21 protein-coding genes, 1 pseudogene and 1 riboswitch are annotated in these 20256 nt (G+C 64.3%); of the genes and pseudogenes, 12 read left to right on the forward strand and 10 right to left on the reverse strand.

Features of this window, described 5'->3' with window-relative positions; translation table 11 throughout:
- Positions 1–45: 45 nt before the first annotated feature.
- A riboswitch (SAM riboswitch) is annotated at positions 46–123 on the reverse strand.
- A gap of 113 nt (positions 124–236) precedes the next feature.
- Positions 237–935 carry a glutathione S-transferase N-terminal domain-containing protein gene (locus AC2FME_RS02300; RefSeq protein ID WP_496799504.1) on the forward strand — a complete coding sequence of 233 codons (699 nt, stop codon included), beginning with the start codon at positions 237–239 and terminating at the stop codon, positions 933–935.
- A gap of 64 nt (positions 936–999) precedes the next feature.
- On the opposite strand, the gene AC2FME_RS02305 is transcribed toward AC2FME_RS02300, so the two are convergent.
- Together AC2FME_RS02305 and AC2FME_RS02310 are read right to left on the reverse strand one after the other, a co-directional pair.
- On the reverse strand, positions 1000–1815 hold the full coding sequence (locus AC2FME_RS02305; RefSeq protein WP_496799505.1) for a DUF2189 domain-containing protein: 816 nt from the start codon (positions 1813–1815) through the stop codon (positions 1000–1002).
- A 40-nt stretch (positions 1816–1855) separates the two neighbouring features.
- Positions 1856–2242: an OB-fold nucleic acid binding domain-containing protein gene (locus AC2FME_RS02310; protein WP_496799506.1), complete on the reverse strand. Its 387-nt coding sequence runs from the start codon at positions 2240–2242 to the stop codon at positions 1856–1858.
- Positions 2243–2368: 126 nt separating this feature from the next.
- On the opposite strand from AC2FME_RS02310, the gene AC2FME_RS02315 reads away from it, so the two are divergent.
- The gene (locus tag AC2FME_RS02315; RefSeq protein WP_149776058.1) at positions 2369–2692 is read left to right on the forward strand and encodes a 2Fe-2S iron-sulfur cluster-binding protein; all 324 of its coding nucleotides are present in this window, start codon (positions 2369–2371) and stop codon (positions 2690–2692) included.
- An 11-nt stretch (positions 2693–2703) separates the two neighbouring features.
- Entirely contained in the window at positions 2704–3471 is a 768-nt protein-coding gene (locus tag AC2FME_RS02320) for an FG-GAP repeat domain-containing protein (RefSeq protein WP_496799507.1), read from the forward strand.
- A gap of 90 nt (positions 3472–3561) precedes the next feature.
- On the opposite strand, the gene purD is transcribed toward AC2FME_RS02320, so the two are convergent.
- On the reverse strand, positions 3562–4824 hold the full coding sequence (gene purD, locus AC2FME_RS02325; RefSeq protein ID WP_496799508.1) for a phosphoribosylamine--glycine ligase: 1263 nt from the start codon (positions 4822–4824) through the stop codon (positions 3562–3564).
- Between the two features lie 74 nt (positions 4825–4898).
- Here purD and xseA point away from each other — a divergent pair, with 74 nt between their 5' ends.
- Positions 4899–6392 (forward strand): exodeoxyribonuclease VII large subunit, encoded by a 1494-nt coding sequence (gene xseA / locus AC2FME_RS02330; RefSeq protein WP_496712784.1) that lies wholly within the window; start codon positions 4899–4901, stop codon positions 6390–6392.
- A gap of 12 nt (positions 6393–6404) precedes the next feature.
- On the opposite strand, the gene AC2FME_RS02335 is transcribed toward xseA, so the two are convergent.
- Positions 6405–6797, reverse strand: coding sequence for a hypothetical protein (locus AC2FME_RS02335; RefSeq protein WP_496712782.1), 393 nt, complete (start codon positions 6795–6797; stop codon positions 6405–6407).
- 138 nt (positions 6798–6935) lie between these two features.
- On the opposite strand from AC2FME_RS02335, the gene AC2FME_RS02340 reads away from it, so the two are divergent.
- The 5 genes from AC2FME_RS02340 (at position 6936) to AC2FME_RS02360 (ending at position 11177) form a co-directional block, all read left to right on the forward strand.
- Positions 6936–7571, forward strand: coding sequence for a lysoplasmalogenase (locus tag AC2FME_RS02340; RefSeq protein ID WP_496742340.1), 636 nt, complete (start codon positions 6936–6938; stop codon positions 7569–7571).
- Positions 7572–7628: 57 nt separating this feature from the next.
- Positions 7629–8780 (forward strand): signal recognition particle-docking protein FtsY, encoded by a 1152-nt coding sequence (ftsY, locus tag AC2FME_RS02345; RefSeq protein WP_496795965.1) that lies wholly within the window; start codon positions 7629–7631, stop codon positions 8778–8780.
- Between the two features lie 79 nt (positions 8781–8859).
- Positions 8860–9762 (forward strand): EamA family transporter, encoded by a 903-nt coding sequence (locus AC2FME_RS02350; RefSeq protein WP_170366474.1) that lies wholly within the window; start codon positions 8860–8862, stop codon positions 9760–9762.
- A 17-nt stretch (positions 9763–9779) separates the two neighbouring features.
- Positions 9780–10385, forward strand: a complete 606-nt coding sequence (locus tag AC2FME_RS02355; protein ID WP_496795964.1) for an inner membrane-spanning protein YciB — start codon at positions 9780–9782, stop codon at positions 10383–10385.
- 123 nt (positions 10386–10508) lie between these two features.
- Positions 10509–11177 (forward strand): Crp/Fnr family transcriptional regulator, encoded by a 669-nt coding sequence (locus AC2FME_RS02360; protein WP_496799509.1) that lies wholly within the window; start codon positions 10509–10511, stop codon positions 11175–11177.
- A 233-nt stretch (positions 11178–11410) separates the two neighbouring features.
- Here the strand turns inward: AC2FME_RS02360 and AC2FME_RS02365 are convergent, their stop codons facing one another.
- From AC2FME_RS02365 to rpiA, 6 genes are all read right to left on the reverse strand, one after another.
- Positions 11411–12859: a DegQ family serine endoprotease gene (locus tag AC2FME_RS02365; protein WP_496799510.1), complete on the reverse strand. Its 1449-nt coding sequence runs from the start codon at positions 12857–12859 to the stop codon at positions 11411–11413.
- Between the two features lie 172 nt (positions 12860–13031).
- Positions 13032–13226, reverse strand: coding sequence for a DUF2065 domain-containing protein (locus AC2FME_RS02370; RefSeq protein WP_496799511.1), 195 nt, complete (start codon positions 13224–13226; stop codon positions 13032–13034).
- Entirely contained in the window at positions 13226–14113 is an 888-nt protein-coding gene (gene hflC / locus AC2FME_RS02375) for a protease modulator HflC (RefSeq protein WP_496799512.1), read from the reverse strand. Before hflC ends, AC2FME_RS02370 begins: the two co-directional genes overlap by 1 nt.
- Positions 14114–14116: 3 nt before the next feature.
- Entirely contained in the window at positions 14117–15265 is a 1149-nt protein-coding gene (gene hflK / locus AC2FME_RS02380; protein WP_496680296.1) for an FtsH protease activity modulator HflK, read from the reverse strand.
- Positions 15266–15337: 72 nt separating this feature from the next.
- Entirely contained in the window at positions 15338–16696 is a 1359-nt protein-coding gene (gene gor / locus AC2FME_RS02385; protein ID WP_496799513.1) for a glutathione-disulfide reductase, read from the reverse strand.
- A 109-nt stretch (positions 16697–16805) separates the two neighbouring features.
- Entirely contained in the window at positions 16806–17591 is a 786-nt protein-coding gene (rpiA, locus tag AC2FME_RS02390) for a ribose-5-phosphate isomerase RpiA (protein WP_496688878.1), read from the reverse strand.
- 125 nt (positions 17592–17716) lie between these two features.
- Between rpiA and AC2FME_RS02395 the strand changes: the two genes are divergently transcribed.
- From AC2FME_RS02395 to AC2FME_RS02405, 3 genes and pseudogenes are all read left to right on the forward strand, one after another.
- On the forward strand, positions 17717–18514 hold the full coding sequence (locus AC2FME_RS02395; RefSeq protein WP_496799514.1) for a methyltransferase domain-containing protein: 798 nt from the start codon (positions 17717–17719) through the stop codon (positions 18512–18514).
- A gap of 80 nt (positions 18515–18594) precedes the next feature.
- A pseudogene (locus tag AC2FME_RS02400) lies at positions 18595–18807 on the forward strand (thioredoxin domain-containing protein); the annotation flags it as partial.
- Between the two features lie 74 nt (positions 18808–18881).
- A complete protein-coding gene (locus tag AC2FME_RS02405; protein WP_496680292.1) occupies positions 18882–20255 on the forward strand; it encodes an L-serine ammonia-lyase in 1374 nt (457 codons plus the stop codon).
- Position 20256 lies beyond the last annotated feature (1 nt).

Genomic DNA, 20256 nt, shown 5'->3' on the forward strand with positions numbered 1-20256 from the left:
CGGAACCCGAGGGCAAAAAAAAACCCAATCGCGGTCAAGCGAAAGGGGGCTTTCATCCTGACCTTTTAGCGGTGTTGTTTAGCGTGGCCCGCAATCCGGTAACAAATCGCCACGTGGTTCCTGCGCTGCCCATACGCCGCGCATCCCGTTGCGTCAAGCCTGAACGGGTGCGCGGCCTGCCCCTTGCCGTTTGCCGCAAATGCCTCATGATCACGCTCCGAGACACGGAGGACACGATGGCAAACCCGATCGAGCTTTACTACTGGCCCACGCCGAATGGCTGGAAAATCTCCATCGCGCTCGAAGAGATGGGGCTGCCCTACACCGTCAACCTGATCGACATCGGCAAGGGCGACCAGTACGACCCGAATTTCCTCAAGATCGCCCCGAACAACAAAATGCCTGGCATCATCGACCCCGACGGCCCCGACGGCGCACCGATCTCGGTTTTCGAAAGCGGCGCGATCCTGATGTATCTGGCGCGCAAGACCGGGCGGTTCTATGGGCAGACCGAGCGCCAGCGGATTGCGGTTGAGGAATGGCTGATGTGGCAGATGGGCGGCGTCGGCCCGATGGCGGGTCAGGCGCATCATTTCCTGAAATACGCCCCATATTTCGACCCGCCGCAGGACATCCCCTATGCCAAGGATCGCTACCGCACCGAGGTCGCCCGTCTTTATGGCGTGCTGGACCGGCGGCTGGCGGAGAATGAATACGTCGCCGGAGACTTCTACTCCATCGCCGACATGGCGATCTGGCCCTGGGCCAGCCTGTGGGAGGGCCAGCAGCAGACGCTGGAAGACAAACCGCACATGGCCCGCTGGCTCAAGGTCATGGCCACCCGTCCAGGGGTGCAGGCGGGGCGGGGCTTGCACGCCGAACTGCGCGGTAATCACCGCAGCAAAGAGGCGCAGGGGGTGCTGTTCAAGAGGTGAAGCTGGTATCCGGGTTGTCTTGGCCGAGGCTTTCGCTGCCGACACCATTCATTTGCAGGACAGATCACCCCTCCGCCGGCTGCACGGCTCGCTGATACAGATGCCAAGTGGTGTGGCCAAGGATCGGCAGGGTAAAGATCAGGCCCAGAAAGGCCGGAACCAGCGACAGCAGCATGGTGACCGCGATGATCGCCGCCCAGCTCAGCATGACCACCGGGTTTTCCCGGACGACCCGAACGGATGTGATCATCGCGGTGATGAAATCGACCTCGCGGTCAAGCAGCAGGGGCATGGCGACGACGGTCACCGAGAACAGCACCGCCGACAGAAAAGCGCCGACACAGGTGCCGATCGCAAGAAAGATCCAGCCCTCGGGCGAAAAGAACACGGTATTCAGGAACCCTTCGAGATCCGAGAAGGATGAGTGTTGAAGGACGATCACCATCACGGTCCGGAACTGATAGAACCACACCCAAGAAATGAACAGGGTGACAAAGGCCATCCAACCCATTTCGCGTTTGCGCTGATTGGCCATGACCGTGAGAATATCACGCCAGCCAAAGTCTTCGCCCTTCTGCATCCGGCGCGACATTTCATACAGCCCGGCGGCGGCAAAGGGCGCGACCAGCGGAAAGCCGACGGCGGCGGGAATGACCATCCAGACCGCGCCCAGCCAGACCAGGGCCCAAACGAACAGTATCCCGAACAGCGCGTAGAACAGGCCGAAAAAGCCGCTCATGACCGGGCGCGCCAGAAAGTCGGAAAACCCCGCTTTCAGCGACTCGGCAATATCATCCGCTGTAACCTTGTTGACCTTGGGCGCAGTCTCCTGCTGCGGCGCCGGGTTGCCCGGCGTGGACCCTTCGGCTTTGGATGCCATGACAAACTCCTCCGCGGGAAAGTTTGCATCAGGTCAGGCATCAGGGCAAGCCGGCCTGCCCATCCCCCCGCACCAGCAGGTCCAGCATCCCCGAGATGTCCTCGATCTCTTCCGCGATCACATGGGTCACCGAATGGGCCCGCTGCATCCGTCCGGTGACGCGCAAGAGCCGTCCCGAGATCACCGCCCGGCGGAACCGTTCGTAGATCTTGCGCCAGACGATTACGTTCACGATGCCGGTCTCGTCCTCGAGCGTGACAAAGATTACCCCCTTGGCCGTCCCCGGCCTCTGCCGCAGGATCACCAGCCCCGCGACCGTCACCCGCGCGCCCTCGGGCGGCTCCTGCAGCCGGTTGGCGGGCAGGCAGGCGGGCGGGCGCGGCCAGTCCTGGCCTGAAACCGTGGGGGATGCCGGGGCAACGATCATGAGAACAAAAATAGAACATACGCTACGAATGTCCAGACGCGCCACGACGAGTCGCAAATGAGGGTGGAAACGCCTAGATGGCTTGATTAGGAAGATGCGAAACATCGCAAGAGGAAGACGCGAGCAATGGCAAAAATCACTTACATCGAGCACGGTGGCACCGAGCACACCGTCGAAGTCGCCAACGGCCTGACCGTGATGGAAGGCGCCCGCGACAACAACATCCCCGGCATCGAAGCCGATTGCGGCGGGGCCTGCGCCTGCTCGACCTGCCATGTCTATGTCCACCCCGACTGGGTCGAGAAACTGCCCGCCAAGGACGACATGGAAGAGGACATGCTGGATTTCGCCTACGAGCCCGACCCGGCCCGTTCGCGCCTGACCTGCCAGATCAAGGTGACGGACGAACTGGACGGGCTGATCGTGCAGATGCCGGAAAAGCAGATCTGATGCGACGGCGCATGTCCCGCTCGTCCGGCGGCATGCGTTGCGGCTTCAAAGCGCCGCGTCTGGCGGTGCGCTTTTGGCCATGCCGCGTGCGCGGCGCGCTGATGGCTGCATGCCTGTGGCTGGCGGGTCCTGCCTTGGCCGCCGAAACCATAGCGACCGCCCACTACACCGACCCGACCACCCGCTATCCACACGGCGTTCTGGGTGACCGGATCGAATGGGGGACGCTTGAACTCAGGCTTTCGGACGGCGTGCACCGCACCTTCACCCTGCCCGATCATCTCGTCTTTGAAGACCTCGCGCCCCGGGTGGTCGACGTCACGGGCGACGGTCTTCCGGAAGTCATTACGGTGGAGAGTGACGCGCAGCACGGCGCGCGCCTTGCCATCTACGGCCCGCACGGCCGCATGGCGGCGACACCGCATATCGGCACCCGTTTCCGCTGGCTGGCCCCGGTCAGCGCAGCTGACCTCGACGGCGACGGACATGTCGAAATCGCCTATGTCGATCGCCCCCACTTGGCCAAAATCCTACGCATCTGGCGCTTTGCCGACGGCCAACTGACGGAAATCGCCGCGCTCCGCGGCCTGACCAACCACCGGATCGGCGAGGATTTCATCTCGGGCGGCCTTCGCACCTGCAACGAACGGCCCGAGCTGATCGTCGCCAGCGCCGACTGGCGACGGATCATCGCCGTCCACCACGAAGACGGCTGGCGCACCAGAGACCTCGGCCCGCTGACCGACGACAAAGCCCTCACGCGCGCGCTCACTTGCTGACCGCACGCTTCGTCTGGCCTCAAATATCCTGGGGGTGAGGCCGCAGGCCGAGGGGGGCAAAGCCCCCTTTCCCTGCAGGCATTCAAACGGTCAAAGCGCCCGCCACCCGATATCGCGCCGATAGAAGCCGCCCGGCCAATCGATGACCTCGACCATTGCGTAAGCGTTGTCACGCGCCTCCTGCAATGTTGCTCCACGCGCCGTCACGTTCAAAACCCGGCCCCCTGAGGCCACAATCTGCCCGTCCTGCGCCTTGGTACCCGCATGAAAAACCATATGGCTGCTGTCCTCGGGCAAGTCATCCAGCCCGTTGATCACGCTGCCTTTTTCATACGCCCCGGGATAGCCCTGCGCGGCCATCACCACGGTCATGGCGTGGTCGTCGCCCCAGTTGACCCGCGCCTCGTCCAGCCGTCCCTCGGCCGCCGCATGCATCAGGTCCAGCGCCTGCGCCCCCAGACGCATCATCAGAACCTGACATTCCGGGTCGCCAAAGCGCACGTTGTATTCCACCAGCCTCGGTTGCCCGTCCTTGATCATCAGACCGGCATACAGCACGCCCTGAAACGGCGTGCCGCGCCGGGCCATCTCGGCCATCGTCGGGCGCACGATCTGTTCCATCGCACGCTCCTCGACCTCGGGGCTCAGAACCGGTGCTGGAGAATAGGCCCCCATGCCGCCGGTGTTCAGGCCGGTATCGCCCTCGCCCACGCGCTTGTGGTCCTGCGCGGTGCCGACCGACAGGATGTTCGCGCCGTCGCACAGCACGAACAGAGAGGCCTCTTCGCCGTCCATGAACTCCTCGATCACCACTTCGGCCCCGGCCCCGCCGAACGCGCCGCCGAACATGTCGTCCACAGCCTCCAGCGCAGTCGCCTCGTCCATCGCCACAATCACGCCCTTGCCCGCGGCCAGACCATCGGCCTTGACCACGATCGGCGCGCCCTGCTGGCGGATATAGGCCTTGGCCGGCTCGGCCTCGGTGAACCGGGCATAGGCGGCGGTGGGCGCACCGGCCGCATCGCAGATCTCCTTGGTAAAGCTTTTTGAGGCCTCCAGCCGCGCCGCCTCGGCCGAGGGGCCGAACACCAGAATGCTCGCCTCGCGCAGCCGGTCGGCAACCCCGGCGGCCAAGGGCGCCTCGGGGCCGACAATCACGAAATCGATGGCGTTTTCCTCGGCGAAACTGACCACCGCGCCGCCATTCTCGATATCTAGTGCCGCACAATCGGCGATCTGCGCGATCCCGGCATTGCCCGGCGCCACGATCAGGCGGTCGCATTTGGGGTTCTGCATCACCGCCCAGGCCAGACTGTGTTCGCGCCCGCCGCTGCCGAGAATGAGGATGTTCATGAAAGTCTCCGATCTGCTTGGCCTTGCCTGCGCGGCGTTCTAAGCTGCGCGGGCAATCGAAACAAGGCGCTGAAATGTCCGACCTGCTTGACGATCCGATTCCCGGCCAGAATACCCCCGAATACACCGTGTCCGAGATCTCGGGCGAGGTGAAACGCACGCTGGAAGGCACTTTCGGGCGAATCCGCGTGCGCGGCGAGGTCGGGCGCGTATTCAAGGCGCGCTCGGGGCACCTGTATTACGACGTCAAGGATGACCGCAACGTGCTGGCCTGCACCACGTGGAAAGGCCAGATCTCCGGCCTAGCGGTGATCCCCGAGGAAGGGCTCGAGGTCGTGGTCACGGGCCGCCTCACTGCATTCGGCGCGCAGTCGAAATACAACATGAACGTCGACGAGGTCGTCGTGGCCGGTCAGGGCGCGCTGATGGCCTTGCTGGAAAAGCGCAAGAAACAGCTGGAATCCGAAGGGCTGTTTGCGCCCGAGCGCAAGAAACCTTTGCCCTTCCTGCCGCAGATCATCGGCGTCGTCACCTCGCCCTCGGGCGCGGTGATCCGTGACATCCTGCACCGCCTACGTGACCGTTTCCCGCGCAAGGTGCTGATCTGGCCCGTGGCCGTGCAGGGCGCCAACTGCGCGCCCGAGGTCGCCAACGCCATCCAGGGCTTCAACCGCCTGACGCCCGGTGGCGCGCTGCCGCGGCCCGACCTGATCATCGTCGCCCGTGGCGGCGGCTCGATCGAGGATCTGTGGGGTTTCAACGAAGAAATCGTGGCCCGTGCCGCCGCCGCGTCCGAGATCCCGTTGATCTCGGCCGTTGGGCACGAAACCGACACCACGCTAATCGACTATGTCTCGGACCGCCGCGCGCCCACGCCCACAGCCGCCGCCGAACTGGCCGTGCCCGTGCGGATGGAACTGCTGGCCTGGACCGGCGAACAGGGCGCCCGCCTATCCCGCGCGGCCACCGACGCTGTGCAGCGCCGCGCCCAACGCCTTCGCGATCTGTCGCGCGCACTGCCGCGCCCCGAAACTCTGCTGGATGGTCCGCGCCAACGGCTGGACCTGATTGCCGATCGTCTGGCTCCAGCGTTGCAACGCGGCGTGCAGAACCGCCGCCTGCAAGTGGTGGAACTGTCGGGGCACCTGCGCCCGTCAACGCTGCGCAGCCTCGTGGCCGCGCGGCGGGACACGCTGCGCAACCTGTCCTCGCGCCTGTCGATCCGCCCGATCCAGCGCGAAATCCAGCAGCAGCGCGACCGGGTCAACCAGCTGGCCCAGCGCATGACGGCCGCGCAGACTCTGCGGATGGACCGGCTTCGCCAACAACTGGATGCGACCGACCGACTTAGGGAAACGCTCAGCTACAAGGCCACACTTCAACGCGGCTATGCCGTGGTGCATGCCGAAAGCGGCGTGGTCACCACAAAGGCAATGGCCAGCAAGCACGCCACTCTGACTATTGAGTTCGCGGATGGAAAGTTGAAGGCAGCACCGCTGTCCGGAACGGCCTCAGCCGCGAAGAAACCATCCAAGCCACCTGCCCCGGATCAAGGGTCGCTGTTCTAGAAACCCGAGCGATCAAACCCCGACATCCGGGCCATAGCAGATCATCTCTTCGTCGATATCGCCCGCTTCATACAACTCGGTTGCCTCGGGGTCGCCTTCGAACTGAGCGACCAGCCCGCCCCCCGATTGCCTAAAGACCCAGCATTGCGGGTCCGGGCGATCTTCGTAGACAAAACAGATCTGGCCGTCCTGTTCATACCAGACGCCCTGTTTGCAGTCGCCATCCAGAAATGACCAGATCACCCGCCGGTCCGGCAGGTACCGCTCGACCCCGTAGGCAACGCCGTCGAACCCGTAAAACAGGGTCTTGCCCCGGGTGTAGGCATCGAATTCGGCGCCCGACAGGGGCTGGGCCACCACCGATGGGGCCAGCACGGAAAACAGAATCGCCGCTCGCGTGAACATGGGGGTATCTTGGCAGATGCCGCCGCCCTGTGCCATCGCCCGTTTGGCCGCCGCATGCCATGCCCCCACGTTACGGGTTGAGGATTTGCCCCGCTTGCGGCGAAACTTTCCGGCGCAGGCGGAAACCGGAGGCCAAAGATGACCATTCTCGTACTCGCAGCGCTGGCCTGTGCCCTGGCCTACCTGGCCTTGACGGCTCGTCCGGCCAGTCTGCTACGCACGGCGCTGAAAACCGCCAGCGTCGCCCTGCTGGCCGTCGAGGCCGCAGTGCAGTCCGGCCCTCTGCTTCTGGTCCTCGCGCTTTCTCTCTGCGCCTTTGGAGACGCGCTTCTGTCGCACGAGACAGAAGGCGCATTCATGGCCGGCATCGGGGCGTTCGCCGCCGGGCATCTGGTTTACATCGCTCTGTTCTTGACCCATCCGGCAAGCGACACCGCGCTGATCTTGGACAAACCCGGATACGCCTGGACGCTGGTCGTTCTGGGAATCGTGATGGCCACGCTGCTGGCCACTCGGGCCGGGGATCTGCGCGGACCGGTCCTTGCCTATATCCCGATCATTCTGGGCATGGGCATCACTGTTCTGACCCTGCCCGAGGCCGGGGCGCTGCGCTGGGCTTTGCCAGCCGCGATGGCCTTCATCGCCTCGGACCTGATCCTGGCAACCGAAAGGTTCCTGCTGCCGCCTGGCCACCCGGCCCTGCGGCTGACGCCCTATCTGGTTTGGCCGCTCTACTGGGGCGCACAGTTCGGCTTTTTCCTGGCCTTCACCTGACCCTTTGCAACTGCCGCCATTCCGCATTAGGTGAAGGGAACACCTGCGGAGACCACTATGGCGTTTTTTACCAAGCTCAAGGACCGGTTGTTCAAATCCTCGTCCCGCCTCGAACAGGGGCTTGAGGCAATCGTCGAGGACGGCGGCGAAGAAACCACCGCCCCCGATCCGATGATCCCCCAGCCCGAGCCCGAGCCGCAACCCGTCCCGGAAATCCCCGAACCCGCACCCACACCGCAGCCGGTCGAGACACCGTCGCCCGAGCCGGCCGATCCGACGCCCGCCCCGCCGCCGCCGGAATTGCCGGAACAGCCCCAGTCCAAGGGCCTGATCGGGCGTCTCTTCGGTCGCGGCGATGCCGGGCCGGTGGTCCGCCGCACGCTGGACGACGACATGCTCGAACAGCTCGAGGAACTGCTGATCGCCTCGGACATGGGCGTCGACACCGCCCTGCGCGTCACCGCCAACATGGCCGAGGGGCGCTATGGCAAGAAACTCTCGACGCAGGAAATCAAGCAACTGCTGGCGCAAGAAATCGCCCGCGTGATGGAGCCGGTCGCCAAACCGATGCCGATCTACCCCAAGCGCCCGCAGGTGGTGCTGGTGGTGGGCGTCAACGGGTCTGGCAAGACCACGACGATCGGAAAGCTGGCCAGCCAGTTCAAGGCCGCCGGCAAAAAGGTGGTCATCGCCGCGGGCGACACCTTCCGGGCCGCCGCCGTGGAACAGCTGCAGGTCTGGGGCGATCGCGCCGGTGTACCGGTCCTGACCGCGCCCGAAGGCTCCGACCCCGCCTCGCTCGCCTTCGACGCCCTGACCAAGGCGCAAGCCGAAGGCGCCGACCTGCTGATGATCGACACCGCCGGTCGCTTGCAGAACCGCGCCGACCTGATGGAGGAACTGGCCAAGATCGTCCGCGTCATCCGCAAGATCGACGAGACGGCGCCCCACAACACGCTTCTGGTGCTCGATGCCACCACCGGTCAGAACGCGCTCAGCCAGGTGGAAACCTTCCGCAAGCTGGCCGATGTCTCGGGCCTGGTGATGACCAAGCTCGACGGCACCGCCAAGGGCGGCGTGTTGGTGGCGCTGGCCGACAAGTTCGGCCTGCCGATCCACGCCATCGGCGTCGGCGAACAGATCGACGATCTGGCCCCCTTCGACCCCGAGGAATTCGCCGCCGCCCTGACCGGACTCGCCCCCAACTGACCTTCATCTGACCCCAAATATCCTCGGGGGTCTGGGGGTGGAAAACCCCCAGCCTCTCCACCAGCGAAAGACCCGCAGCGTGAGCGACTGGCTGATCTCCCTCGAAGGCACAGAGGCCGGACACAGGCTGGCCCTTGGTCTCGCCCTTATGGCGGCCTTCCTACACGCGGTTTTCGGCGCGCTGCAGAAGGGTCGGCATGACCCCTGGCTGTCGCGCGGGGCGATCGACGCCTGCTATTGCCTGATGGCCGCGCCTTTTGCGTTCTTCGTCGTGCCCTGGCCCGAACCTTTCATGTGGCCGATATTTGCCGTGGTGTGGCTGATCCATGTCGCCTACAAGACGCTGCAGGCGATGGCCTATACCAAGGGGTCCTACACCGTGGTCTACCCGGTGGTGCGCGGCACCGGCCCGCTGTTCACCGTCATCGGTGCCTATCTGCTGTTCAACGAAACCTTTTCGCCCACCCAGTGGCTGGGCGTTGCTGTGCTGCTGACCGGTATCTTTGGATTGGCTGCCTACAATTTCCGCTTCCTGGAAACCAACCGCGAGACTTTGGGCATCGCATTGGCCCTTGCGGTTGCAACCGGCCTCTTCGTGGCGCTCTACACCACCTATGACGCCTACGGCATCCGCGCCACGGCTGATCCGTTCACCTTTCTGGCCTGGTTCTTCATGATCGACGGGGCGACAATGCCGATCTACGCCTTCCTGCGCTGGCGGGCGATGATTCACCGCCCGGCGATCGGGCCGTTGATGCTGCGGGGGCTTGCAGGCGGGCTGATCGCCCCCATGTCTTTCGGAGCAATCATGCTGGCCACCCGGCTGGACAAGGTCGGCGAAGCCGCGGTGCTGCGCGAAACCTCGACCGTCTTTGCCGCGCTGATCGGCTGGCTGGCCCTGAAAGAGACCGTGGGGCCTCGGCGCATAATCCTGATGGCATTGATTGCATTGGGCGCGGTAATAGTTGAAATGGGCGGGTGAACAGCAGGACGACAGGCATGGCAGACAAGAAAGAGATCAATCCGTTTCTGAAACAGGTGCTGGAACTGGGACCACCGCTGGCCTTCTTCTTCATCTACCTGCGCCTGCGCGACGACAGCTTTCTGATCGGTGGCACGGAATATTCCGGCTTCATCGTGGCCACCATCATCTTCGTTCCGCTGATGTTGGGGGCGATGGGTATCCTGTGGTACCTGACCGGCAAACTCAGCCGGATGCAGATCTTCACCGCCATCATGGTCATCTTTTTCGGCGGCCTGACCGCCTGGTTCAACGACGAGCGGTTCTTCAAGATGAAAACCACGCTGGTCTACGGGTTCTTCTCGCTGATGCTGGGTATCGGTCTGATGCAAGGGAAATCCTACCTCGCCTATGTGCTGGACGAGATGCTGCCCATGCGCCACGAGGGCTGGATGATCCTGACTCGCCGCCTGTGCGCCTGTTTCGCCGTGCTGGCCGTGGCCAATGAACTGGTCTGGCGCACCCTGTCCACCGATCTGTGGGTCAAGATCGAAACCTTTGGCTTCCCGATCGCCTTGATGGGGTTCCTGATGCTGCAATTCAGCATCCTGCAAAGCTACATGGACGACCCGGACCAGAACTAGGGCACCGATCGGCAAGCCCGACATCGGTGGAAAACCACACAAAATCCTTGGCTTGACGCGCAAGCTGTGGAAAGCTGACACACCACCACCCACCAAGTTCCCGGCCGAGGCCTCGTGTCATCCATGACAGCATTTCCCAACAGCGGGTTTCTTTCCGAAGCGTCCGAACGGTTGCGCGTCATGCTGTCCAGCCTCGCAACCCCCGTATCCCTGTCGCAGGGAGAGGTTCTGTTTGAACAGGGCGACGAGGGCGATGCGCTCTATGCCCTGATGGAAGGCATGCTCGAGGTCTCTTTCCTGGCCATGAGCGGGCGCAAACTGGCGCTCAGCCTGATGCGGCCGGGTGAAGTGTTCGGCGAGATCGCCCTGTTCGACAGCGGCCCCCGCACCGCCACCATCACGGCGGCCGAGCCATCGCGGGTGCTGCGCGTGCGCAGCAATGACGTGATGAATCAGATCCGTGAACACCCTGACCTTGCGGTGGACATGATCCGTCTGGCCGGGCTGCGGATGCGCTGGATGGGGGCACAGTTGAACGAGCAGGTCTTCCTGCCAATGCCCGTGCGCCTTGCGCGCAAGCTGTTGCACCTTGCAAACCAGCAAGAGGTACCCAGCGCCCGAATTGCCCTGTCGCAAAGCGAACTGGCCGAATTCGTCGGCGCCACGCGCGAGGCCGTGTCCAAGACCATCGCCACTTGGAAACGCAGCAAAGTGGTCGAAGCCTCGCGCGGGGGGGTGCAGATTCATGATTTCGACGCCCTGCGACAGCTTGCAGAATCCGATCTGATCTGAGGTTTCGGAAAACCACGGCCGATGTGATCCGCTTCACATACAGGGCACGGACAATAGATTACACCGATAGATGTTACCGTAGGGGGCCAGCGTATCATCCCCGATATCTGTCCACTGGTCTCTCCCTGCACCAGAGCCACGTGCCTCCCCGGCATGTGGCTCTTTTGCGTTCGGCAGCGAAAAAAAATGGCCGGAGCATGCAGCCCCGGCCATGCCGTCCAATCTTGGCGCGCCTACTCCTCGAGGCTCAGCGCCACGAACCTTGGGTCTCCGCCGCGCCGTACCAGCAGCAACAGCGACTTGCGCCCGGCCTCGCGGGCCTCGTCCATACGGGCCTCAAGCTCGGCGATGGTGCGGACCTTCTGCTGGCCGGCCTCGGTGATGATGTCACCGGCCCGCAGGCCCTTGTCAAAGGCCTCGGACGCCTCGTCGACATCCATCACCACAAGCCCCTCGGCAGTCGCATCCAGGCCCAGATCCTCGCGCAGTGCATCTGTCAGCGGTGCGATCGTCAGGCCCAGAACGGTGGCGTCCTCTTCGGCCGGCGCCTGAGACTCGTCAGCGGCGCCCTGCTCGGCCCGCTCGGCGTCTTCGCGGCGGCCCAGCGTGACCACCACGGTCTTGGTCGCCCCGTCGCGCATCACCACGACGCGCACCGCCTTGCCGACCGGAGTTTCGCCAACCTGACGCACCAGCGCACGCGTGTCCTTCACTTCGACCCCGTCAAAGCTCAGGATCACGTCACCCGGCAGCAGGCCCGCCTCTTTTGCGGGACCATCCGGCACATCGCTGATCAGCGCCCCGCCGGGCTTGTCCAGCCCCATCGCCTCGGCCATGTCCTCGGTCACGTCCTGAATGCGGACCCCCAGCCAGCCGCGCCGGGTTTCGCCGAATTCACGCAGTTGGTCGACGACCTTGACCACGACGTTCGATGCCATCGAAAACCCGATGCCGATCGAACCGCCATTGGGCGACAGGATCGCGGTGTTCACGCCGATCACCTGACCGTCCATGTTGAACAGCGGCCCGCCCGAGTTGCCCCGGTTGATGGCCGCATCGGTCTGGATGTAGTCGTCATAGCTGCCGCTGAGTTCGCGGTTGCGCGCCGACACGATGCCAGCCGAGACCGAAAATCCCTGCCCAAGCGGGTTGCCCATCGCGATGACCCAATCGCCCACCCGCGCCGTATCGCTGTCGCCGAAGGTGACGTACTGCAGTGGCCCTGACGCCTCGACCTTGAGCAGGGCGATGTCGGTCTTCTCGTCGGTGCCGATGACCTTGGCCGGCAGCTCTTTCTTGGGCTGTCCGTCACCCGGGAAGAATTCGATCAGGATTTCATCGGCCTCGGCGATGACATGGTTGTTGGTGACGATGAATCCATCCTCGGAAATCACGAAGCCCGAGCCCAGCGCATTGCTGCGGCGGGGCCGGTTTTCTTCGCCGCCATTGCGGTCTTGGAATTCGCGAAAGAAATCTTCGAACGGGGACCCCTCGGGGACGATACCCCGAGGACCGGCCTGGCCTTCGATCAGGGTCGTGGTGGTGATGTTGACCACCGCGGGGCTGATCTTGTCGACTAGGGGCGCCAGGCTTTCCAGCCGGGCCTGCGCGGCCACGGTCTGGGCCAGCAACAGGATCGCGGTGGCCAAAGACAACCACATCAACCGCGTCATGGTAACCATTTCGTCCCGGCGGACGGACACACTGCGTGCTAATGCCTGCACTTGGTCTCTCCTTGTCGACAATCGTTATCAGGCCCGCCTTGGCGCGCGCCTTTTGCAAACAATGTAGTCAGTTTGCACCGCCCCGCAACTCGGTAAGTGCGAGAATTCACCAGTGTTTGACCGCCGCGGATCAAAACCCCGCCTGATACGCGGCCCAGAGAAGGACGAAACCGCTGACCACGCACAGCAGCCCAACCAGCCGCCGCGCCGGTTCGGGCAGGCTGCGCAGCACCTCAAGCATGCGCTCGACAAGCGAAGGGGCCAGCGCATAGGCCAGCCCCTCGACAATCAGCACCAGCCCGAAGGCCAGCAAGACCATGCCCATCACTCGGCTGCCGCTCCACGGCGCCCGGTCGGCGATCCGAGATAGTTGAAGAACTCGGAATCAGGGCTGAGAACCAACGAGCTGTTGCCGCCCTTCAAGGCGTTCTCGTAAGCCGTCAGGGACCGGTAGAATTCGAAGAACTCCGGGTCCTTGCCATAGGCTTCGGCAAAGATCGCGTTGCGCTGCGCATCGGCCTCACCGCGGACGATCTCGGCCTCGCGGCGCGCTTCTGACACCAACTCGACCACCGTCCGGTCGGCTTGGGCGCGGATCCGCTGTGCGGCTTCCTCACCCCGGGCCACTTCGTCGGCCGCCTCGCGTTCCCGCTCGGCGCGCATCCGGGCGAAGGTCGCCTCGAGGTTGGCCTGCGGCAGGTCGGTGCGTTTCAGGCGCACGTCGATCACTTCAAGACCCAGATCGCGGGCCTCGGCGATCGCGCCGTTGCGGATGCGCAGCATCAGCGCCGCCCGGTCCGAGCTGAGGATGTCATTCGAGCTGACCGAGCCCAGAACCTCGCGGGTTTTGGCGCGCAGGATCGAGTCCAGACGCTGCTCGGCAGTGTCGATGCCACCGGCACCCACGGCCTCGCGGAACTGGCGCACGTCGGCGATCCGATAGCGCGCGAAGGCGTCGACCACCAGGCGGCGGTCATCCAGCGGCGTGACTTCCAGCGGCCCGACCTCGCGGCTGAGGATACGGTCGTCATAGCGCACGACCTCTTGGATGATCGGAATCTTGAAGGCCAGGCCCGGCTCTTCCTTGACGTCGACCACCCGGCCGAATTGCAGAACCAGCGCCTTTTCGCGCTCGTCCACGATGAAGATCGCCGACAGGGCGATCACCAGAACCACGAAAATGGCCGGCAGGAGAAAGGATGTTTTACGCATGTCTTAGTTCCCCTCGCCCGAATTGCGGCGCAGTTCGTTCAGCGGCAGATAGGGCACGACGCCCTGCCCCTGTCCGGTCGCGCTTTCGTCCAGAATGATCTTGTCCACGTCGCCCAGAACCTGCTCCATCCGTTCCAGGTACAGACGTTTGCGGGTCACGTCCGGCGCCTTGGAATATTCTTCCAGAACCGCGCTGAATCGGCTGGCCTCACCCTGGGCTTCGTTCACGACCTGGGCGCGATAGGCCTCGGCCTCTTCCAGCACCTGCGCGGCTTCACCGCGCGCGCCGGCCAGAACCCGATTGGCATAGGCATCGGCCTGCTTTTCAAGCCGGTCGCGTTCCTGCCCGGCCGACTGGACCTCGCGGAAGGCGTCCTTGACCGGCTCTGGCGGGTCGGCCCCGTCAAAGTTGACACGGACAATGTTGATGCCCGAATTGTAGCTGTCCAGCGTTGACTGGATCAGCTCCTCGAGCCGCTCGGCGATGACCGCACGGTCGCGGTTCAGGATCGGCGCCAGGTCCGACTGCGCGATGATCTCGCGCATGGCCGATTCAGACACCGCACGGATGGTTTCGCGCGGATCGCGGAGGTTGAACAGGAAGTCCGCCGGGTTCGAGATGTTCCAGACCACCTGGAAATCGATGTCGACGATGTTCTCGTCGCCGGTCAGCATCAGCCCCGCATCGGTGCCGCGACCGCCCGAGCCGATGGTCTCGGTCTGTTCGACCTTCACCGGGATGACTTCGGCCGTGACCACGGGCCACGGGGCAAAGTTCAGACCTTCGGTGCCGATCCCGGAAAAGCGGCCGAACAGCAGTTCAACCGACTGTTCTTCGGGCTTGACCGTATAGGCGCTGGCAAAGCCCCACAGAACCAGGGCGGCAACCCCACCCAGCAGGATCGTGCCCTTGGTGATCGCCGGGCCGCCACCGCCTCCCTGGCCGGACCCGTTGCTGCCGCGACCACCGCCGCCGCGCCCGCCCATCAGCACGCGCAGCTGCTCCTGGCCCTTTTTCATCAATTCATCGATTTCGGGGATCTGCGGCCCGTCGCCTTCGGGCGGACGTCGCCCGCCGCCATTGTTTCCCCGGTTTCCTCCGCCACCGGATGAGCCTCCGCCCCCCCAGGGGCCTCCGCTGTTGCCCGCCATGTGTTTCATTTCCCTTGTTTTGGCCCGTGAGCTCACGGGATCACTTGTAACCTGTGTGCGCGCGCTTGCAAATCAAGCGGTACGCACGGGTTGCCGCATGGTTACCAGTTCTTCAGCCATTACTGGATGAACCGCAACCGTGCGATCGAAATCTTCTTTTGTCGCCCCCATCTTGACCGCGATGCCAGCCAACTGGATCATCTCGCCCGCGCCGGGGGCGACGATGTGACACCCCAGCACCTTGCGGGTGGCCTGACTTACGATCAGCTTCATCAACACCCGTTGCGTGCTGCCTGCGAACGCCTTCTGCATCGGTTTGAACGAGGTCGCATAGACCTCGATCGGCTCCTGCTCGGCGGCGGCCTCCTCGCTCAGCCCCACGGTGCCCATCTCGGGCTGGGTGAAGATTGCGGTCGGGATCAGTTCATGATCCACCGGGGTGGGGTTGCCCTTGAACACGGTCTCGACAAAGGCCATCCCTTCGCGGATCGCGACCGGCGTCAGGTTCACCCGGTCGGTCACGTCACCGATGGCAAAGATCGAGGGCACCGCCGTTTGGCTGTATTCGTCCACGATGATCTCGCCCTTGCGGCCACGTTCGACGCCCAGACCTTCCAGCCCCAGATCGTCGGCATTGGGCGCCCGGCCCGTGGCGAACATGACCACGTCGAACAGCAGTTCCGACCCGTTGGTCGCCTTGACCCAAATCTTGTCGCCCTGCTTTTTCATCTCGAGCACATTGGTGCCCAGATGCACGTCGACACCGTTCTGGCACATCTCTTCGCAGATCAGCCCGCGCGCCTCGTCATCGAACCCGCGCAGGATCTGCGCCCCGCGATAGAATTGCGTGGTCTTGACGCCTAGGCCGTTCATGATCCCGGCGAACTCGCAGGCGATATAGCCGCCGCCGACGATCAGCATGGTCTCGGGCAGCTTATCCAGATGGAAAATCTCGTTCGAGGTGATCGCCAGTTCCGAACCCGGAAACTCGGGCACCACGGGGCGGCCGCCGGTTGCGATCAGGATGTGCTTGGCGGTCTTGCGGGTGCCATCGGCCAGTTCGACCGTGTGCGGATCGACCAGTTTCGCGCGCTGGTCAAAGGTTTCAACGCCGTTGTTCTTGAGGATATTGCGATAGATCCCTTCAAGCCGGTCTAGCTCGGCATGCAGCTTGCCGCGGAACTGCTGCCAGTCGAAAGCGCCAGGCTGGATGTCCCAGCCATAGGCGCGAGCGTCTTCGGCCATGCCCGAATATTCGCTGGCGAACACCATCAGTTTTTTGGGCACACAGCCCCGGATCACGCAGGTTCCGCCGTACCGGTCCTCTTCGGCCAGCGCGACCTTGGCGCCGGTTTCACCCGCCGCCACCCGCGCCGCGCGGACCCCGCCCGAGCCGCCGCCGATGACGAATAGATCATAGTCAAAGCTCATGCCGCGTTCCTTCTGTCAGCCTGCCTCGAAGTGTCTTGGATATGTGGGGGCGCAGCACAACCTGCCAAGCCCCGGGCATTGATACCACACGGGCGCGTGAACGCCCCGGTCAGTCGGCCAGGTCCGAGAACAGGTTGTCGTCGCCTTCGCCCAGACGATCCAGCTGGATCGTGCCTTCGTTGATGTCGCGCAGCTCGACCCGGCCATCGCCGAACCCGATCACCACCTTGTCGCAGATGTCGATGAACAACCCGTTTTCCACCACGCCGGGGATCTGGTTCAGGGCCAGCGCCAATTGCCGCGGGTTGCCGATACGCTGCAGGTGCAGGTCCAGGATGTGGTTGCCCTCGTCGGTGACGGTCGGGGCCTCGCCGTTCATCCGCAACGTAGCCGACGTGCCCAGAACGTCCATCGAATCCAGCAGTTCCTCGACCAGCGTCCGCGTGGTCTGCCAGCCAAAGGGAATCACCTCGATCGGCAGGGGAAAGGCGCCCAGAGTCTCGACCTCTTTGCCGGCATCGGCGATCACCACCATCAGGTCGCTGGCCGTGGCCACGATCTTTTCCTGCAGCAAGGCCGCGCCGCCGCCCTTGATCAGGTTCAACTCGCCGTCGAATTCGTCGGCCCCGTCGATGGTCAGGTCCAGCCAACCGGCCTGATCCAGCGATACCACCTCGATGCCCACCTCGCGCGCCAGCTGCGCCGTTGCGGTCGAGGTCGGAACGCCCTTGATCTTCAGGCCCTCGTTCTGCACGCGCTCACCCAGTCGGCGCACCAGCCAGGCCGCCGTCGACCCGGTGCCCAGCCCTACGCGCATTCCGTCCTCGACCATCTCGGCCGCCCGATAGGCGGCGACGCGCTTGGCAGTGTCGATCGGTGACAGTTTCTGGGTCATTGCAACCTCGCAAAGTTCAAAATTCGACCCCTTATAGGCAATCCCTGCTGCGGGTGCGAGGGGGGAGGGCGCGGTTTCCTTCGTCTGCACAAGAATTTCGGTTACGATGGTCCGAAGGGGGCACCATGCTGAAATTCGGAAAATCCACGGCGCAACTGCTGGACCTGGCCTATCAGGGCGCGGATGTCTCGCGCCGCCGTCGCGCCAATTTCGACGCCCTCGCCCCCGCCTCGGGTGAGGCGATCCTGGATCTTGGCTGCGGTACCGGCCTGCTGACCGCCGAGCTGGCCCGTGCGGTGGGGCCACAGGGGCAGGTTACCGGCCTCGACACCAGCCCGGACATGCTGGCCGCCGCGCGCAGCCGATGCAGCGCGTTTGACCACGTTGACCTGGTCGAGGGCTCGGCCTTTGACATGCCGATCCCCAACCAGCATTTCGATAAGGCCGTGTCCGTACAGGTGTTCGAATATTTCGCCGACCCGGCGCCTGCGCTGAGCGAACTCAACCGCGTCCTGCGCCCGGGCGGGCGTCTGGTGATCGGCGACACGCACTGGGACAGTTTGACATGGCACAGCGACCACCCTGAACGCATGCGCCGCATCTGCGAAATCTGGGACGCCCACCTGGCCGACCGCTGCGTTCCGGCCGCGCTGCCCGCGGCCCTGCGGGGCTGCGGGTTTCAACCGGACCACGTGAATCCGGTGACGTTCTGCGACACCACCCTGCGCCCCGACGGACTAGCCCTGATGATGATTCGGCTGATGCAGGACTTTGCCATCCAGTCTGGCGAAATCCTCGAGGCCGAGGCAACGGCCTGGGCCGACGAGCAAAACGCCCTTGCCGACGCGGGCCGGTTTTTCATGTCGATCACCCATTTCGTCTGGGTGGCGCACAAAAGCCGATCCTTGCCATTGACGATTTGATGTGTCGGAAATACGCGTTTCCTATCGGAAACGTCGCAATCGTATGTTCGCGCAACAGGCGGGCTGGATATTTTGGCTCCATGACTGAACGGTATGCCCTGCACTACGCCCCCGACAACGCCGCGCTGGTGATCCGGCTGGCGCTGGAAGAGATGGGCCTGCCCTACCGCACGGAACTGGTCGACCGCGCCCACAATGCGCAGGACAGCGCCGCCTGTCGCGCGCTCAATCCCAACGGGCTGATACGGGTTCTGGGAACCCCGCAGTGCCCGATCTTTGGAACCGCCGCGATCACGGCCGAAGGGCTGGGCACCGCACCGTTTACCGCACCCACCTATGCAAAGCCTCCAGAAGGGTCTGCCACCTGATGTTTCTTTCCGTCTTCGACATGTTCAAAGTGGGCATCGGCCCGTCCTCGTCCCACACGATGGGACCCATGGTGGCTGCCGCCCGGTTCCTGGATCTGATGCGCGCCTCGCCGTTCGAATTCGCGGGGCTGCGCGCCTCGCTGCACGGATCGCTGGCCTTTACCGGGGTCGGCCACGCCACCGACCGGGCCACGATCCTGGGCCTGGCCGGGTTCACCCCCGACACCTATGACCATGACAAGGCCGAGGCGACCCTGGCCGCCATCGCCGACGCCCGCAGCGTTTCGCCCGAGGGCCTGCCCACGCTGCGCTTCGACCCCAAGGCGGACCTGATCTTTGACTATGACAACGCGCTGCCGGGCCACGCCAACGGCATGATCCTGATGGCCACCGACGCGCAGGGCGACGTGATCCTGCGGCAGGTCTATTACTCGGTCGGCGGCGGCTTTGTCCTGACCGAAGAGGAACTGGCCGAAGGCAAGGACACCAACGACGGCCCCCCCGTGCCCTACCCGTTCAAGACCGCCGCCGAGATGCTGGAGATGGCCCGCGCCAGCGGCAAGTCCATCGCCGAAATGAAACGCGCCAACGAGATCGCGCGCGGCTGCGCCGACAGTTTCGCCAAGGGCACCGCCCGCCTGTGGGAGGTGATGAACGCCTGCATCGAGCGCGGGCTGAGCACCGACGGCATCCTGCCCGGCGGCCTTAAGGTACGGCGCCGCGCCAAGGCGATCCACGATGCGCTGATGGCCGAACGGGGCATGAACCTGAATGCGCCGCACACGATCAACGACTGGATGAGCGTCTATGCGATGGCGGTGAACGAGGAAAACGCTGCTGGCGGTCAGGTCGTCACCGCCCCCACCAACGGCGCGGCGGGCGTGCTGCCGGCGGTGCTGCGCTATTACCTCGACCACGTTCCCGGCGCATCGGAAAGCCATATCGAGGATTTCCTGTTGACCGCCGCCGCCATTGGCGGGCTGGTGAAGTACAACGCCTCGATCTCGGGCGCCGAGGCCGGGTGTCAGGCCGAAGTGGGCAGCGCGGCCGCGATGGCCGCGGCGGGCCTCTGCGCAGTGATGGGCGGCACGCCCGAACAGGTGGAAAATGCCGCCGAGATCGCGCTGGAGCATCATCTGGGCATGACCTGCGACCCGGTCGCCGGGCTGGTGCAGGTTCCCTGCATTGAGCGCAACGGGCTGGGCGCGATCAAAGCGGTTTCGGCGGCGTCGCTGGCCCTGCGCGGGGACGGGCAGCATTTCGTGCCGCTGGACGCGGTGATCGAGACCATGCGCCAGACCGGCCATGACATGCACGAGAAGTACAAGGAAACCTCGCTGGGCGGTCTGGCCGTCAACGTGCCGAACTGCTGAG

The organism is Ruegeria sp. BHSC026 (assembly GCF_059613065.1).

Coding starts and splice junctions, on each gene's coding strand:
- AC2FME_RS02340 (WP_496742340.1), top strand. CDS start 6,936: ATGACCATTCTCGTACTCGCAGCGCTGGCCTGTGCCCTGGCCTACCTG.
- AC2FME_RS02355 (WP_496795964.1), top strand. CDS start 9,780: ATGGCAGACAAGAAAGAGATCAATCCGTTTCTGAAACAGGTGCTGGAA.
- AC2FME_RS02310 (WP_496799506.1), bottom strand. CDS start 2,242: ATGATCGTTGCCCCGGCATCCCCCACGGTTTCAGGCCAGGACTGGCCG.
- gor (WP_496799513.1), bottom strand. CDS start 16,696: ATGAGCTTTGACTATGATCTATTCGTCATCGGCGGCGGCTCGGGCGGG.
- hflC (WP_496799512.1), bottom strand. CDS start 14,113: ATGCGTAAAACATCCTTTCTCCTGCCGGCCATTTTCGTGGTTCTGGTG.
- rpiA (WP_496688878.1), bottom strand. CDS start 17,591: ATGACCCAGAAACTGTCACCGATCGACACTGCCAAGCGCGTCGCCGCC.
- xseA (WP_496712784.1), top strand. CDS start 4,899: ATGTCCGACCTGCTTGACGATCCGATTCCCGGCCAGAATACCCCCGAA.
- hflK (WP_496680296.1), bottom strand. CDS start 15,265: ATGGCGGGCAACAGCGGAGGCCCCTGGGGGGGCGGAGGCTCATCCGGT.
- AC2FME_RS02365 (WP_496799510.1), bottom strand. CDS start 12,859: ATGGTTACCATGACGCGGTTGATGTGGTTGTCTTTGGCCACCGCGATC.
- AC2FME_RS02315 (WP_149776058.1), top strand. CDS start 2,369: ATGGCAAAAATCACTTACATCGAGCACGGTGGCACCGAGCACACCGTC.
- AC2FME_RS02335 (WP_496712782.1), bottom strand. CDS start 6,797: ATGTTCACGCGAGCGGCGATTCTGTTTTCCGTGCTGGCCCCATCGGTG.
- AC2FME_RS02305 (WP_496799505.1), bottom strand. CDS start 1,815: ATGGCATCCAAAGCCGAAGGGTCCACGCCGGGCAACCCGGCGCCGCAG.
- AC2FME_RS02300 (WP_496799504.1), top strand. CDS start 237: ATGGCAAACCCGATCGAGCTTTACTACTGGCCCACGCCGAATGGCTGG.
- AC2FME_RS02405 (WP_496680292.1), top strand. CDS start 18,882: ATGTTTCTTTCCGTCTTCGACATGTTCAAAGTGGGCATCGGCCCGTCC.
- purD (WP_496799508.1), bottom strand. CDS start 4,824: ATGAACATCCTCATTCTCGGCAGCGGCGGGCGCGAACACAGTCTGGCC.
- ftsY (WP_496795965.1), top strand. CDS start 7,629: ATGGCGTTTTTTACCAAGCTCAAGGACCGGTTGTTCAAATCCTCGTCC.
- AC2FME_RS02395 (WP_496799514.1), top strand. CDS start 17,717: ATGCTGAAATTCGGAAAATCCACGGCGCAACTGCTGGACCTGGCCTAT.
- AC2FME_RS02320 (WP_496799507.1), top strand. CDS start 2,704: ATGTCCCGCTCGTCCGGCGGCATGCGTTGCGGCTTCAAAGCGCCGCGT.
- AC2FME_RS02370 (WP_496799511.1), bottom strand. CDS start 13,226: ATGGGCATGGTCTTGCTGGCCTTCGGGCTGGTGCTGATTGTCGAGGGG.
- AC2FME_RS02360 (WP_496799509.1), top strand. CDS start 10,509: ATGACAGCATTTCCCAACAGCGGGTTTCTTTCCGAAGCGTCCGAACGG.